This window comes from Sphingomonas sp. 179-A 2A2 NHS (assembly GCF_045371305.1).
In the GTDB taxonomy this organism is placed as follows: domain Bacteria; phylum Pseudomonadota; class Alphaproteobacteria; order Sphingomonadales; family Sphingomonadaceae; genus Sphingomonas.
Genome location: NZ_JBIQDE010000003.1, coordinates 83647 through 98898, shown reverse-complemented (window position 1 = coordinate 98898; position 15252 = coordinate 83647). Strand labels below are relative to the sequence as shown.

Below are 15252 nucleotides of genomic sequence, written 5' to 3'. Positions count from 1 at the left end.
CCATCTTCCGCGCGCCCGTAGGGGCTGCCGCGCCGCACTGATTATCAGGAATCCAGCCCATGTTCGGCAATCTCGCCAAGTCGCTCTTCGGCTCGTCCAACGATCGCTACGTCCGTTCGCTCAATCCGATTCTCGCCAAAATCGCGTCGTTTGAGCCGACGCTGCAGGCGATGGACGACGCGACGCTCTCGCATCAGACCGTGTTGTTCCGCGAACGGCTGGCTAACGGCGAGAAGCTCGATAGCCTGTTGCCGGAAGCGTTCGCGACGGTTCGCGAAGCTGCGCGGCGCGTCCTCGGCCAGCGGCATTATGATGTGCAGATGGTTGGCGGTATCGTGCTCCACCGCGGCGAAATTGCCGAGATGCGCACGGGTGAAGGCAAGACGCTGGTGGCAACGCTCGCCACCTACCTGAACGCGCTGCCGGGCGACGGCGTCCACGTCATCACCGTTAACGATTATCTTGCCGCACGTGACGCTGAGTGGATGGGTCGGGTCTACCGCTTCCTTGGGCTCACCGTCGGCGTAATCGTGCCGAATCTGACCGACGATCAGCGCCGCGAGGCCTACGCCGCCGACATCACGTACGGCACGAACAACGAGTTCGGCTTCGACTATTTGCGCGACAACATGAAGTATGAGCGCTCGTCGATGGTGCAGCGCCCGTTCGCGATGGCGATCGTCGACGAAGTCGATTCGGTGCTGATCGACGAAGCGCGTACGCCGCTGATCATCTCCGGCCCCACCGACGACAAGAGCGACCTGTACATCAAGGTCGATGCGGTCGTGAAGCAGATCACGTCGGAAGACTATGAGAAGGACGAGAAGCAGAAGACGATCGTCCTGACCGAAGAGGGCACGGAGCGGGTCGAGCGGCTGCTGGAAGCCGCGGGGCTGCTGGAAGGCGCTAATCTCTACGATTTCGAGAACACCCAGGTGGTGCACCACCTCAATCAGTCGTTGCGCGCCAACGTGATGTTCAAGCGCGACACGGATTACATTGTCAAGGACGGCAAGGTCATCATCATCGACGAGTTCACTGGTCGAATGATGGACGGCCGGCGCTGGTCGGACGGCCTGCACCAGGCGGTGGAAGCCAAGGAAGGCGTGCAGATCGAGCCTGAGAACCAGACCATGGCCTCGATCACCTTCCAAAACTATTTCCGCATGTATCCGAAGCTTGCCGGCATGACCGGTACGGCCGCGACCGAAGCGGCCGAGTTCTACGACATCTACAAGATGAACGTCGTCACGATCCCCACGAACAATCCGATCCGTCGTGTCGACGAGGAGGACGAGTTCTACAAGGATACGCACGACAAGTTCCGCGCCATCGCGAAACGGATCCGTGAGCATGCGGAGAAGGGCCAGCCGGTTCTGGTTGGCACCGTATCGATCGAAAAGTCCGAGATGCTGAGCGACTTCCTGCGGCAGGAAGGCGTCGACCATTCAGTGCTGAATGCGCGCTTCCATGAGCAGGAAGCACGAATCGTGGCGCAGGCGGGCCGCCTGGGTGCGGTGACGATCGCCACCAACATGGCCGGCCGCGGCACCGACATTCAGCTGGGCGGCAATCTCGAGTTCCGTGTTGAGGATGAGCTCGCCGGCATGCCGGAGGGCCCAGAGCGCGATGCGGCGATCGAGCAGATCAAGGCCGAAATCGCGGCCGAAAAGGAGCGCGTGCTGGAAGCCGGCGGCCTGTTCGTGCTCGGTACCGAGCGGCACGAAAGCCGGCGGATCGACAACCAGCTGCGCGGTCGTTCTGGTCGGCAGGGCGATCCGGGCCTCAGCCGCTTCTACCTCAGCCTTGACGACGATCTGCTGCGCATCTTTGGCCCGGACACGCTGTTCGCGAAGATGATGCGCAACAATATCGAAGATGGCGAGGCGATCGGCAGCAAGTGGCTGACGAAGGCGATCGAGACCGCGCAGAAGAAGGTCGAGGCGCGCAACTACGACATTCGCAAGCAGGTCGTCGAATATGACGACGTGATGAACGATCAGCGCAAGGTGATCTACGAGCAGCGCGCCGACATCATGGACGCCGAGACCGTCGGCGACGTGGTGGAGGACATGCGCGCGGAGACGGTGAACGCGATCGTCGGCGAGGCATGCCCGGTCGGCTCTTATCCGGAGCAATGGGATATCGAAGGCATGAAGGCCCGGCTCGCCGATGTGCTGAACGTGCATCCGCCGATCGACGAATGGCTGAAGGAAGATGCGATCGACCCCGAACTGGTCACGGAACGGGTGCAGGCCGAAGCCGACGCGCTGATCGCAGGGAAGGCGGCAGACCTCGAACCCGCAACGTGGACGTCAATCGAGAAGTCGATCCTGCTCCAGAACCTGGATCATCACTGGAAGGAGCATCTCGCGACTCTGGATGCGCTGCGCCAAGTTGTCCACCTGCGCGCCTACGCACAGAAGACGCCGATCAACGAGTATAAACAGGAGGCGTTTGCGCTGTTCCAGCGGATGCTGGACAGCATCCGCGAGGACGTAACGAAGACGATCGCGCACGCCGAGTTCCGCCTGCAGCCGATGCCGGAACTACCTGAGCTGCCGGACTTCATCACGACCCATTTCGACCCGTTCTCCGGGGAAGACAATTCGAACGATATCGATGCCGGCACGCTTGGCCTGATCCAGACGCAGCTGCCGCCGATGCAGGTCGCGCCGCGGACGGAGGCCGAGCTCGGCGAGGATCCGGAAAGCTGGAAGGGCGTGGTCAGCCGCAATTCACCGTGCCCGTGCGGCTCGGGGCGCAAGTACAAGCACTGCCACGGCGCCGTGTAAGGCTGGGGGGCGTTGCCGGCACGTTCAGATGTCGGCAGCGTTTCTCTCAGGACATAAAAAAAAGCCCCGCCGGAGACGGCGGGGCTTTCTCGTGACTAGGATCCGAGATCAGCGGCGCTGCTGGCCCGGCAGGACAATGGTTGGCCCGAGCCGCTCGACGACGTCACGGGCGTTGAATGCGCGGACCTCGTTGGCCGGCGGGGTTCCCTTGCGCATCACGATCTCGGCAGAGGCTTCGTAGCGATCGACGGTACGCACGTCGAAGTCGCGGAAACCGCCACCCCAGCCGCCCCAACCACCCCAGCCGCCCCACGGGCGACCATAATAGCGCCACGACGGGCCCCAATACCCACCGAAGCCGCCGTATCCCCAGCCGGGACCGAACCCGGTACCCGTGGTATAGGTGCGAGCCTGACGATCAGTCTCGCGGTCGACCATGACGAAATAGTCATAGCCGTGCTGAAGCGTGAGCTCTGCAGCGCGATATAGCAGGTAGCGCTCCACAGTGTCGCGATCAGTGACCGAATTGCCAGCGAAGGTGACGAGGAAGCGGTTCGTTTCCACCTGACGCTCACTGAAACCGGTGCGATTGAAACCAGATCCTGTGGCCGGGCGATAAGGGGTCTCCGTCGCGCAGGCACTGACCAGCAAGGCGCCGGAAGCAGCCGCCGCCATCAACAGCCCGCGACCGGAACGGAATAATGTCATGGTGTCGTCTCCGAGCCCGCCAGGACGGCGGAACCTGTCAGCTCTAGATTACGTTACCGGAACGTACGATGAACCGGTTGGCTCCAATCAAGAACATTTCATCGTGTTTCTAGTGACTTGTCTCTTTCGTTCATGAGAGCCAGATAGGTCGTCAGGACGCCTTCGTTGATCGTGTCCCACCGATAGCCTGCGGCCTTGCGACTGCCCATTATACCCATGGTTCGTCGCGCGTCGTGATCGAGCACGAGCTTTTCGATTGCATCCGCATAACCCGAGATGTTGCGCGGCTCGACGAGCACACCCGTTACGCCATCGTCGACGAGCCCCACGGCCCCGGTGGCGCGGGCAGCAACCACGGGAACGCCGGCGGCCATTGCTTCCAGCGTGACGTTGCCGAATGTCTCCGTCACGCTGGGATTGAAGAACAAATCCATCGACGCGACGGCGCGACCGAGTTCGTCACCCGATTGGAACCCGGCGAAGGCGGCGTTGGGGACTTGCTCCGCGAACCATTGCCGTGCCGGGCCAGCGCCAATCACGAGCACGCGGTGCGGAACGCCGCGGCGGCGCAATTCTGCGACGACGTCGGCGAAGACGTCGAGTCCCTTCTCCTTCACCAAGCGGCCCAGGAAGCCGATCGCGACCTCGTCTTCGCCAATGCCGAGCGTTCGACGCCAACCAAGATCACGCCGTTTCGGGGAGAAGCGTTCGTGATTGACGCCGCGGGACCACACCGTCGTCGGCGTTTGAACGCCCCAGCCGTGGAGGATTTCGGCCAGCAGGGTGCCAGGTACCAGCACGCGATCGACCCGATTGTAGAACCGGGTAAGGAGGCGCTCGGCCAGTGGCTCCAGGAAGCCCAAGCCGTAATAGCGCGGGTACGTCTCAAATCGCGTGTGAAGCGAGGCGATCCGCGCGATGCCGTGTCGACGTGCGTAGCTGACCGCGCGATGGCCCAGAAAATCCGGTGCCGAAACGTGGATCAGGTTGGGCCGGAATGTCGCAAGGTCCTGGCGAACTTTCGCGGGAAGGCCACGGGCCGCGCGGTACTCGCCGCGTCCGCCGGGCAGGGGAATCGCCGGAACGTCGACGAGATCACCGGTGGCCGGGAATGCCGGGTTGGCGACGGTGGGCGAATAGACGCGAGCGGTGACGCCGCGGCGAAGAAGATGCCCGACGAGCAGGTTCAATGCCTGATTCGCACCATCACGTACGTAATTGTAATTGCCGCTGAAGAGCGCGACACGGAGGTCAGACGGCTGCATGATGGGGGCGCGTAGCTTCCTATTGCGGCGAAGCCTAGGCCAAGCGACCGATCAGCGAATAGTTCCGATCTCGCTTAAGCGGGGAACGCGACGGATGCGCGGCTCCCGGTTGAGTTCAGCCTCCGCGCGGATGGTTTGGCGTAGCTCGTCGCGCTTCTCGTGGATCGAGGCAATGACCGGCCCCATCGGAACGCCTAGATCGACCAGCACCGCCTCTGACAGCTGAAGCGAGCTTTCCAATGTCTCCGGCACAGCATCCGTCACCCCTGCACGATACAGTTCGGCAGCATGGCCGGGGTCCCGCGCACGGGCGATGATCGGCAGGTCGGGGGCGACGTTGCGCACCCGGCGCGCAAGGCGGACGGTGAGGACGGGATCGTCCATCGTCAGGATGAGAGCGCGCGCCTGGGGGAGGTTGAGGCGGTCTACGAGCTCTTGCCGAACAACATCCCCGAACACCACGGGGTGACCGGCGAGGCGCCCCGCCTTTACGGCATCGATGTCCGCCTCGACCGCGATGTAAGGGATGTCGTGAGTTCTGAGCATCTCGGCAATCAACTGGCCGACACGGCCGAAACCGATGATAACCGCGCGGCCACCATCTTCCTGTTCGGCCACGACCGGTTCGCCCCCTTCCTCGATACGCTTTGAAATAGCGTGCCCCGCCTTCGCCAACAGCGGGGTCATCGTCAGACCGATTGCCGTCACGGTCTGCCAAAAGGCTGCGGTGGAGGGCAGGATCAGCTGCGCCTGCGCAGCGGTAGCGAGCACAATGAGGGTCGTTTCCGAAGGGCTTCCCATCAGGAGTCCGGTTTCGGTCGCGACGCCGACACGCGCACCGGCCACCCTCAGCAGCAAGAATGTGACCAGCGTCTTCACCGTGACTACGCCAGCAACCGCCAGCAGGAGCGTTGACCAATTCTCTGCAATGGCACTTAGATCAAGGCTCATGCCAACGGTGATCAGGAAGACGCCAAGCGCAAGGCCCTTGAAGGGCGCCGTCATCACTTCAACCTCGGTGTGGTATTCCGTTTCCGCGATGAGCAGCCCTGCGAGAAGCGCACCGACGATCGGTGATAAGCCGGCCGCTGTGGTCGCTACGCTGGCCACGATGACGACCAGCAGCGATGCAGCGAGAAACAGTTCGGGGCTTTTTGTACGCGCCGCCTGAGCGAACAGACGAGGCAGAACGAGGCGGCCACCCAGGTACATGGCGACGACCGTCACACCCCCTCGGAGCGCGACCAGCCCGATCCCGCTCCACCCGCCATCCCCGGCCGTGGGCGCGAGGGCCCCGAGCGCAAAGATGATAGGAACGAGGGCAAGATCCTCGAACAGCAGCATCGCGAAGGCACTGCGTCCGACCGGACTTGCGGTTCCTACGAGTGGCAGGACCAGTGCGGTCGACGACAGCGCCAGAGCAAGGCCGAGACCGGCTGCTCCCGACCATCCCTGGCCGAGGTAATGAAGCGCGATCGCGATGATCAGGGCGGAGCCGAACAACTCGGCGCTGCCAGTGCCGAATACGAGCCGTCGCATCGACCATAAGCGCCGGAACGAAAGCTCGAGCCCGATCGAGAAGAGCAACAGGATGATGCCGAACTCGGCGAACGGCTCGATCGAATCGGGATCGGTAATCGTGACGTAGAATAGCCAGGGGGCGATATCGACGTGCGCGCCGAGGCCGGATGGTCCTACGAGCACTCCCACAAGAATGAACCCGATGATCGGGCTGACTTTGAATCTCGCGAACGCCGGGATCACCATGCCCGCTGCGCCCAGGATCACCAGGGCGTCGGAGAAACCTTCATTATCCAGTCGCAATGCCATGGACGCACACTAAGCAGGGTGATGTGCGTTTGTCGTGCCTAACCGTCAGTTCATTCTAATCGGTGCTGCTAACGGGCGTGGGCGGGGGGCGGCGACGGTGCCGCGTAAGAAAAGACGCGGTGTCGTTGTGTGGATGAAGATTGCGTAGGGGGATCGAGGCCGGGCGAGCGTGCCTGCGCCCGCCCGGTTCGGTTCGCTCAGATCAGGCCCAAGTGGCCATCTTGTTTTCGAGGTTCTGGCGGACTGCCTCGAAGAACTGCTCGGTGGTCATCCACTTCTGGTCTGGGCCGATCAGGATCGCGAGATCCTTGGTCATGTCCCCGTTCTCGACCGTCTCGATGCAGACCTGCTCGAGCGTTTCGGCGAAGCGCGTAACGTCCGGCGTGTTGTCGAACTTGCCCCGATACTTGAGACCGCCGGTCCAGGCGAAGATCGACGCGATCGGGTTGGTCGAGGTCGCCTTGCCCTGCTGGTGCTGGCGATAGTGGCGGGTGACAGTGCCGTGCGCCGCTTCGGCCTCGATCGTCTTGCCGTCCGGCGTCATCAGCACCGAGGTCATCAGGCCGAGCGAGCCGAAGCCCTGCGCCACCTGATCCGACTGGACGTCGCCGTCATAGTTCTTGCAGGCCCAGACGAACTCGCCGCTCCACTTCAGTGCCGATGCGACCATGTCGTCGATCAGGCGATGCTCGTAGACGATGCCCGCTTCCTTGAACTTCGTCGCGAACTCGGCTTCGAACACCTCGGCGAACAGGTCCTTGAAGCGTCCGTCATAGGCCTTGAGGATCGTGTTCTTGGTCGAGAGATACAGCGGCCAGCCGCGGCCAAGGCTGTAGTTCATCGACGCGCGCGCGAAATCGCGGATCGACTGGTCGAGGTTGTACATGCCCATGGCGACGCCCGCTTCCGGGAAGTCGTACACGTCCTTCTCGATGACGGTGCCGTCCTCACCCTCGAACTTCATGGTCAGCTTGCCCTTGCCGGGCACCTTGAAGTCGGTCGCGCGATATTGGTCGCCGAATGCGTGGCGGCCGACGACGATCGGGTGGGTCCAGCCCGGGATCAGGCGGGGGACGTTCTTGATCACGATCGGTTCGCGGAAGATCACGCCGCCGAGGATGTTGCGGATCGTGCCGTTGGGCGACTTCCACATCTGCTTGAGGCCGAATTCCTCGACGCGCGCCTCGTCCGGCGTGATCGTCGCGCACTTTACGGCGACGCCATACTTCTGGGTTGCGTGCGCACTGTCGATGGTGATCTGGTCGTTGGTCTCGTCGCGCTTCTGGATACCCAGGTCGTAATAATCGAGCTCGATATCGAGGTAGGGCTTGATCAGGCGCTCACGGATCCATTCCCAGATGATCCGCGTCATCTCGTCGCCGTCGATCTCCACGACGGGCGTTTTCACCTTGATCTTGGCCATGTTCCGTTTCCTTTGAGGGGAGGGTTTGGCGCGGTCGATACGGGGAAGGGGGCGGGGGATCAACCATCGTTCCCGCTGCGTTGTGCGGGGCGGATACCGCCGCTACACGAGGCCGCATGCCATCATTAGAAAAGCCCGAAACGCAGGGCCTGCCCGTCACCACCACCGTCAAGTGGCGTTTCCCGGCTGTTCATCCGGAGGGCCAGAAGTTCGTCGCAATCGCGTTCGGCATCACCTTGCTGATGACGATCGTCCACAACGTGTTCTTCTGGCCGCTGCTGTTCGTCACGATCTGGGTCGCGGCGTTCTTCCGCGATCCGATCCGCACCACGCCGCGGGGCGAGGACCTGATCATCTCGCCGGCCGACGGGCTGGTGACGATGATCGCGGAGGTTCCGGTGCCGCGGGAACTGGTTGCGGAGCTGGGCGAAACGCATCGCACCCGCGTGTCGGTATTCATGAGCGTCTTCGACGTTCACATCAATCGCGCGCCGATTGCCGGTACGATCCGGCAGATCGTCTACATCTCGGGCAAGTTCCTGAACGCGGATCTCGACAAGGCGTCGGAAGACAATGAACGCCAGCATTTCGTCGTCGAGGGGCATGACGGGGTGAAGGTCGGCTTCACCCAGATCGCCGGCCTGGTAGCAAGGCGGATCATGGGCTTCGTGAAGGTCGGCGACATGGTGGCGTCCGGGCAGCGCGTGGGTTTGATCCGCTTCGGCAGCCGCGTCGACGTCTATCTGCCGGCCGGCTATGCACCGCAGGTGGCACTCGGCCAGCGTGCGATCGCGGGCGAAACCGTCCTCGCGCGCGCCGGCGCTCAACCGGCGACGGGAGTGTCGCAGTGAGGCAGCCGACGCGCACGCGTCGCGGATTGCCGCTGCGCGCGGTGGCGCCCAATGCGGTAACGGCGCTCGCGCTTTGCTCGGGGCTCAGCGGGATCCAGTTCGCGGTCAAGGCGCGGATGATGGAGAACGATCTTGCCCTGTTCCAGGGGGCGGACCTGACTGCGCTGATGGACCGGGTGTCGACGCACTGGCAGCTGGCAGTTGCATTTGTGCTCATCGCGGGGCTGCTTGACGGAATCGACGGTCGGATCGCGCGGCTGCTCCACGGCGAAAGCCGCTTCGGAGCGGAGCTGGATTCGCTGGCCGACGCCATCTCGTTCGGTGTGGCGCCGGCACTGATCCTCTACCTCTGGTCGCTTTCCAGCCTGCCGCGCTTTGGCTGGATGGCGTCGCTGATGCTGGCCGTCTTCTGTGCGCTTCGGCTCGCCCGCTTCAACGCCAATATCGACGCGGACGAACAACCGCATAAATCCGCCGGATTTCTCACCGGCGTGCCAGCCCCCGCAGGTGCTGGGCTCGCCTTCCTTCCGCTTTTCCTGTGGTTCTGGACGGAAGAGCCGGTCTTCCGGTCGCCCTATGTCGTTGCGCCCTGGACGGCGCTGGTCGCCGTGCTGCTGGTATCAAGCCTTGCCACCTGGTCTTGGTCGTCGCTTCGCCTGCGCCGGAACATCCGTTTCGAGGCGCTGGCGGTGGTAGTGATCGTGGGAGCGGCGGCTGTCTCCGCGCCGTGGCATACGACCAGTGCTCTGAGTATCGCTTATCTGCTGGCGATCCCGTTCAGCATCGCAAGCTACGCCCGGGTCAAGCGGCTGCGCGCGTCCGGATCGTCGCAGCCGATCGCGGCTGCGCCGCCCACCGCCTGACAGCGATCCGCCGCTCTGCCAGCACCAACTGCGCGAGCGGCGCACGCTGCGACTGGGGCCGACCGAGCAGCGCGGCCATGATCCGATCAGCACGGGGCGCGACCGTCGCTGCGATGGCAAAGATCGAGACGCCCAACGTCCCAGCGAAAACGCCTAAGCTAATCAACGTCATCATCGTTCGCCTCCTCACCATCGCGAACCATCACCCGCAAACCGATGAAAACATTCATGGTTCCACCGGTGCCCGGTGTGCAGCCTGAGCAACCGTGTTCGGTACTCCTGCTACACGAGTTCGCGCTTTGTTCCGGACCTAGTTCCACATCCGTTCCGGGTGGTCAAGAGCTTGCGTTCAGTTTCGCCTTCCGCTAAGCGCGCGGCCTCAACTCCGCATGGGAAGCTATCTCACCGGTGCGCTGCCTTTCAGGCTCGCGTCATCCGCTTCCCAGAGGCTTAACCGGAAGGAAGATATACCATGGCGGCACCTGTCGTCTCGATGCAGCAGCTTATCGAAACCGGCGCGCACTTCGGTCACCAGACTCACCGCTGGAATCCGAAGATGAAGCCGTATCTGTTCGGCGAGCGCAACGGCGTCCACATCATCGACCTCTCGCAGACCGTGCCGCTGTTCGCGCGTGCGCTTGAGTTCATCAGCTCGACCGTCGCCTCCGGCGGCAAGGTGCTGTTCGTGGGCACCAAGCGCCAGGCGCAGGAGCCTGTTGCCGATGCGGCCCGCCGCGCGGGCCAGCATTTCGTGAACCATCGTTGGCTGGGCGGTATGCTCACCAACTGGAAGACGATCTCGAACTCGATCAAGCGGCTGAAGTCGCTTGAGGAGCAGCTGTCGGGTGACACCCACGGCCTCACCAAGAAGGAAGTCCTCCAGCTCACCCGCGAACGCGACAAGCTCGAGATGAGCCTGGGCGGTATTCGCGACATGGGCGGCATTCCGGATATCATGTTCGTGATCGACGCCAACAAGGAAGAGCTGGCGATCAAGGAAGCGAACACGCTGGGTATCCCGGTCGTCGCGATCCTCGATTCGAACGTGTCGCCGGACGGCATCGCGTTCCCGGTTCCGGCCAATGACGACGCGAGCCGCGCGATCCGCCTGTACTGCGAAGCGGTGGCGATCGCGGCGACCCGCGGCAATGCGGAGCAGCAGCGCCGTGGCGGTGCCGATCTCGGCGCGATGGCAGAGCCGCCGGCTGAAGAGGCGCTCGGCAGCGACCCGGTGGTGGCTGCTGCCGGCACCGAGGAATCGCAGCAGGTTGACGCCTAAGCGGTCGCCTCGACGAGCTTCATCTCCCGTTCGAGCTGAGCCCGTCGAGGCGCTGTCTTTCTACCGCAATATTGCGGGCAGAAAATGGGCGTCTCGGCGGGCTCGGCGCTGGCGGGCCAATTTGATCTGAAGGAAATGACAATGGCCGATATCACGGCAGCGATGGTCAAGGAGCTGCGCGAAAAGAGCGGCGCCGGCATGATGGATTGCAAGAAAGCGCTGAACGAGACCGGCGGCGACATGGACGCGGCGATGGATTGGCTGCGCACCAAGGGGCTCGCGGCGGCAGCCAAGAAGTCAAGCCGCACCGCGGCCGAGGGCCTCGTCGGCATCGCGACCAGCGGCAACAAGGGTGCTGCGGTTGAGGTGAACTCGGAGACGGACTTCGTCGCGAAGAACGACCAGTTCCAGCAGTTCGTGCGCGAAGTAACCGCGATCGCGCTGGCGACCGGCAGCGACGTGGAAGCGCTGAAGAGCCAGCCGATGCCGACCGGCAAGACGGTCGAGGAAGTACTGACCAACAACGTCGCGACCATCGGTGAAAACCAGTCGCTGCGCCGTGCGAAGACGCTCGAAGTGTCGAAGGGTGCGGTGGTCGGCTATGTCCACAACCAGCAGTCGCCGGGCCTCGGCAAGATCGGCGTCCTCGTCGCTCTTGAGAGCGAGGCACCGGATGAAGTGCTGCAGAGCCTGGGCAAGCAGCTGGCGATGCACGTCGCCGCAGCCTTCCCGAAGGCGCTGAACGAAGAAGACCTCGATGAGGCGGAGATCGAGCGCGAACGCGCGATTGCCGCTGAGAAGGCCGGCGAGAGCGGCAAGCCCGCGGACATCGTCGCCAAGATGGTCGAAGGCACCATTGCGAAGTACCGCAAGGAGCACGCGCTCGTCAGCCAGCTGTTCGTGATGGACGGCAAGACCAAGATCAGCGACGTCGTCGCCAAGGCTGGCAAGGAAGCCGGCAAGCCGATCGTGCTCAAGGACTATGTCCGCTTCCAGCTGGGCGAGGGCATTGAGAAGGAGGCGTCGGACTTCGCTGCCGAAGTCGCTGCTGCCTCGGGCGTGCCGCAGAACAAGCAGGCGGAACCCGCCGCCTGAGCAAGTAAGAAATGACGCTGCCCTGGTTATGATCAGGGCAGCGCATCCTTTTCGTCGGTGCCGGCAAGGGGCTCGCCGAATTGGCCGACCGACTTCTGATCATTGCGGCGCGCGTCGCGCGAACGAGTCGCGTTGATCCTGTCCAGCTTGGCCTGGAGGTAAGCACGGCTTTCCGGGCGGAGCGTGCCGCCATCCGCCGCCTGCTGGCGCAGCGCCTCCTCGCGAAGGCTGTTGGGCCGGTAGACGTAGATCTGCTGAAGTTCGATGCGGTTATAGATTTTTACGCTCGAGGACCGGCTGGCTGTAAACCGTCTGGGCCGCGGCTGGAATTGCGACGCCAAGACCTAGCATGATTGCGATCGAGACACCCTTCTTCATCGCCGTCCTCCTTTATGTTTCTCCAATCAACGTACCGCAGAACAGGCGGGCCGAACTGACCGCTTGATAGTGGGCGGAACGCCGCCGGCCTGGCCATGGGTCGGGGCGTCCCGCCTCCCTTAGTCGTTGCCACGACGCTCGACGCTGAAAGCGTCGACCGACATCAGATCATTTCGACGCGCGTCGCGCTCTCGGGTCGCGTTGATCTTGTCGAGCTTGACCTGGAGATAGGCGCGGCTTGCTGGGCTGAGCGTGCCGCCGTCATGAGCCTGCCGGTCCAGCGCTTCGGCGCGCAGGCTGTTGAGTCGGTGGAAGTAGATCTGCTGCAGCTCGAGTCGGTCGTACGATTTGATCGCGTTGCCCGGCTGTGAATAGACAGTCTGCGCCAGCGTGGGAGCAACTGCACCGAGTCCCAGCAGGACTGCGATCGGGATCGCCTTTTTCATCGTCGCTCTCCCCTATCCTGCGCGAACTCTATCATCGCTTGTCGATGCTGGTCACCACATCATTGCTACATCATGAACAACGTCACGAACTGGCGTAGGTTCAATCGTGCACCAACCCGATGTACCCGGTTGCGGGGATAACGTGCCCCGCCTAAGGTCCGCGCCGCCTACCGCCATCGATCGAGAAGCATGACCAGCCGCCGCTACAACCGTATCCTCCTGAAACTCTCGGGCGAAGTGCTCATGGGCGAGGGGGGGCTGGCGATCGACCCGGCCGTCACTGCCCGTGTCGCCGAGGAGATCGCGGACGTGAAGGCGCAGGGCTACGAGCTTTGTGTCGTCGTGGGTGGCGGCAACATCTTCCGCGGGCTGGCCGCGGCGGCCAAGGGTTTCGACCGTGGTACTGCCGACTACATGGGCATGCTGGCGACCGTGATGAATGCGCTGGCGGTACAGAATGCGCTGGAGCAGATCGGCGTCGATACCCGGGTTCAGTCTGCCATTCCGATGCAGTCCGTTTGCGAGCCGTTCATCCGGCGCCGCGCCGTGCGCCACCTGGAGAAGAATCGGGTCGTGATCTTCGCGGCTGGTGTGGGTTCGCCCTTCTTCACGACCGATAGCGGCGCCGCGCTGCGGGCGGCCGAGATGAACTGCGATGCGTTGTTCAAGGGCACCAGCGTCGATGGCATCTATGATGCGGATCCAAAGAAGGTGCCAGACGCAAAGCGTTACGAGACAATATCCTACGACACGGTGCTGTCGAAGAATCTGAAGGTGATGGATGCGAGCGCGGTGGCGCTGTGCCGCGATTCGAACATCCCGATCGTCGTGTTCAACATCCGGGAGCATGGCAATTTCGCTGCCGTGCTGGCGGGGACGGGCGTGTCGACGATTGTCCAGGAACGAGCAGGAGACTGAAACATGGCCGCTTACGACAAGGCCGATCTTGAGCGCCGCATGGCCGGCGCGGTCGAATCGCTGAAGAGCGATCTTGCAGGTCTGCGGACCGGGCGCGCCTCCACCGCGCTGCTCGATCCGGTGACGGTGGAAGTTTATGGCTCGCACATGCCACTGAACCAGGTGGCGACCGTGTCGGTGCCGGAGCCTCGGATGCTGTCCGTGCAGGTCTGGGACAAGAGCAACGTCGGTCCGGTCGAGAAAGCGATCCGTTCGGCAGGACTTGGTCTCAATCCGATCAACGATGGTCAGACGCTGCGCCTGCCGATCCCGGAATTGACAGAGGAGCGTCGCAAGGAACTCGCGAAGCTTGCCGGATCCTATTCGGAGCGCGCGAAGATCGCGGTGCGCAACGTTCGCCGTGACGGCATGGACAACCTCAAGACCGACGAGAAGAAGGGTCTTTTCGGCGAGGACGAGCGCAAGCGCCACGAGGCCGAAGTGCAGAAGCTGACCGACGCGACGATCGCCGAGATCGACCTGGCAGCGGCGGCCAAGGAGAAGGAAATCCTCGGAAAGTGACCGGCGGGCGGCGACTGCTGTTCTACTCGTGCCGATTGCATGAGCGGAGTGCCGGACCTGTTCGGGTGGCGGCATGAGCACGGCGCACGCCCTGGCGAGCGGCAGCGCCACGCTGCCGCGGCACGTCGCGATCATTGTGGACGGCAATGGGCGGTGGGCGAAGAAGCGCCTGCTGCCGCGAGCGGCGGGCCATAAGGCTGGCGTCGAGGCTGTGCGGCGGGTGACTCGCCATGCGCGCGCCATCGGCATCGAGGCGCTGACCATTTATGCCTTTTCCTCTGAAAACTGGCGTCGGCCAGAGGAGGAGATCGGGGACCTGATGGGGCTGCTGCGGCTGTTCATCCGCAGCGACTTGGCCGAGTTGGTGCGTGAGAACGTGCGGCTGAAGATCCTGGGCGACTATCGCCGCTTCCCGAATGACGTGGTGGCGCTGATCGACGATGCTGTTGCGCGCTGCGCGGGCAATGATGGCCCGATCCTGGCAATTGCCCTGAATTACGGTGCGCAGGCGGAACTGGCGCGCGCGGCGCGCCGCCTCGCCGAGCGGTTGCCACCGGAACAGATCGATGAGGCAGCGATCGAGGCAGAGCTCGAGACGCGGGATATGCCACCGCTCGACCTGTTGATCCGCACGTCGGGCGAGCATCGCCTGTCGAATTTCCTGTTGTGGCAAGCGGCTTATGCCGAGTTGCTGTTTGTGGATACGCTGTGGCCGGATTTCGGCGCGGCGGACCTTGACGCAGCGGTGGCGAACTTCGGTGGGCGGCAACGGCGGTTCGGGGGCTTGTGACGGCGCCTGATGCCCCGACGCCGGGCGCGAAGGTCCGCACGCCGTCCAAT

General features: G+C 63.3%; 14 protein-coding genes. 8 read left to right on the top strand and 6 right to left on the bottom strand.

The annotated features are described in order from the left end of the window. Positions 1 to 59: 59 nt before the first annotated feature. Positions 60 to 2795, top strand: a complete 2736-nt coding sequence (secA, locus tag ACH0AE_RS06825; protein ID WP_294443064.1) for a preprotein translocase subunit SecA — start codon at positions 60 to 62, stop codon at positions 2793 to 2795. A gap of 108 nt (positions 2796 to 2903) precedes the next feature. On the opposite strand, the gene ACH0AE_RS06820 is transcribed toward secA, so the two are convergent. The 4 genes from ACH0AE_RS06820 to ACH0AE_RS06805 all read right to left on the bottom strand — a co-directional run bounded on the left by ACH0AE_RS06820 (position 2904) and on the right by ACH0AE_RS06805 (position 8021). Continuing rightward, positions 2904 to 3503 carry a CC0125/CC1285 family lipoprotein gene (locus ACH0AE_RS06820; RefSeq protein WP_406875594.1) on the bottom strand — a complete coding sequence of 200 codons (600 nt, stop codon included), beginning with the start codon at positions 3501 to 3503 and terminating at the stop codon, positions 2904 to 2906. A 98-nt stretch (positions 3504 to 3601) separates the two neighbouring features. After that, positions 3602 to 4768 carry a glycosyltransferase family 1 protein gene (locus ACH0AE_RS06815; protein WP_294443068.1) on the bottom strand — a complete coding sequence of 389 codons (1167 nt, stop codon included), beginning with the start codon at positions 4766 to 4768 and terminating at the stop codon, positions 3602 to 3604. A 51-nt stretch (positions 4769 to 4819) separates the two neighbouring features. Further along, on the bottom strand, positions 4820 to 6598 hold the full coding sequence (locus ACH0AE_RS06810) for a cation:proton antiporter (protein WP_294443070.1): 1779 nt from the start codon (positions 6596 to 6598) through the stop codon (positions 4820 to 4822). A 202-nt stretch (positions 6599 to 6800) separates the two neighbouring features. After that, positions 6801 to 8021 (bottom strand): NADP-dependent isocitrate dehydrogenase, encoded by a 1221-nt coding sequence (locus ACH0AE_RS06805; RefSeq protein ID WP_294443071.1) that lies wholly within the window; start codon positions 8019 to 8021, stop codon positions 6801 to 6803. A 116-nt stretch (positions 8022 to 8137) separates the two neighbouring features. Here ACH0AE_RS06805 and ACH0AE_RS06800 point away from each other — a divergent pair, with 116 nt between their 5' ends. The 4 genes from ACH0AE_RS06800 to tsf all read left to right on the top strand — a co-directional run bounded on the left by ACH0AE_RS06800 (position 8138) and on the right by tsf (position 12109). Next, on the top strand, positions 8138 to 8872 hold the full coding sequence (locus tag ACH0AE_RS06800) for a phosphatidylserine decarboxylase (protein ID WP_294443073.1): 735 nt from the start codon (positions 8138 to 8140) through the stop codon (positions 8870 to 8872). Beyond that, entirely contained in the window at positions 8869 to 9735 is an 867-nt protein-coding gene (locus tag ACH0AE_RS06795) for a phosphatidylcholine/phosphatidylserine synthase (RefSeq protein WP_294443074.1), read from the top strand. The genes ACH0AE_RS06800 and ACH0AE_RS06795 overlap by 4 nt, the downstream gene beginning before the upstream one ends. A gap of 472 nt (positions 9736 to 10207) precedes the next feature. Further along, positions 10208 to 11014 (top strand): 30S ribosomal protein S2, encoded by an 807-nt coding sequence (gene rpsB, locus ACH0AE_RS06790; protein WP_294443075.1) that lies wholly within the window; start codon positions 10208 to 10210, stop codon positions 11012 to 11014. 141 nt (positions 11015 to 11155) lie between these two features. Beyond that, positions 11156 to 12109: a translation elongation factor Ts gene (gene tsf / locus ACH0AE_RS06785; protein WP_294443076.1), complete on the top strand. Its 954-nt coding sequence runs from the start codon at positions 11156 to 11158 to the stop codon at positions 12107 to 12109. 32 nt (positions 12110 to 12141) lie between these two features. On the opposite strand, the gene ACH0AE_RS06780 is transcribed toward tsf, so the two are convergent. Beyond that, positions 12142 to 12450 carry a hypothetical protein gene (locus ACH0AE_RS06780; protein WP_294443077.1) on the bottom strand — a complete coding sequence of 103 codons (309 nt, stop codon included), beginning with the start codon at positions 12448 to 12450 and terminating at the stop codon, positions 12142 to 12144. 156 nt (positions 12451 to 12606) lie between these two features. After that, positions 12607 to 12933, bottom strand: coding sequence for a hypothetical protein (locus tag ACH0AE_RS06775; protein WP_294443078.1), 327 nt, complete (start codon positions 12931 to 12933; stop codon positions 12607 to 12609). Positions 12934 to 13122: 189 nt separating this feature from the next. Between ACH0AE_RS06775 and pyrH the strand changes: the two genes are divergently transcribed. The 3 genes from pyrH to uppS all read left to right on the top strand — a co-directional run bounded on the left by pyrH (position 13123) and on the right by uppS (position 15202). Further along, positions 13123 to 13851: a UMP kinase gene (gene pyrH / locus ACH0AE_RS06770; RefSeq protein ID WP_294443079.1), complete on the top strand. Its 729-nt coding sequence runs from the start codon at positions 13123 to 13125 to the stop codon at positions 13849 to 13851. A 3-nt stretch (positions 13852 to 13854) separates the two neighbouring features. Next, positions 13855 to 14412, top strand: a complete 558-nt coding sequence (gene frr, locus ACH0AE_RS06765) for a ribosome recycling factor (protein WP_294443080.1) — start codon at positions 13855 to 13857, stop codon at positions 14410 to 14412. 73 nt (positions 14413 to 14485) lie between these two features. Next, a complete protein-coding gene (gene uppS, locus ACH0AE_RS06760) occupies positions 14486 to 15202 on the top strand; it encodes a polyprenyl diphosphate synthase (protein ID WP_406875592.1) in 717 nt (238 codons plus the stop codon). The last annotated feature ends 50 nt before the right edge of the window (positions 15203 to 15252 follow it).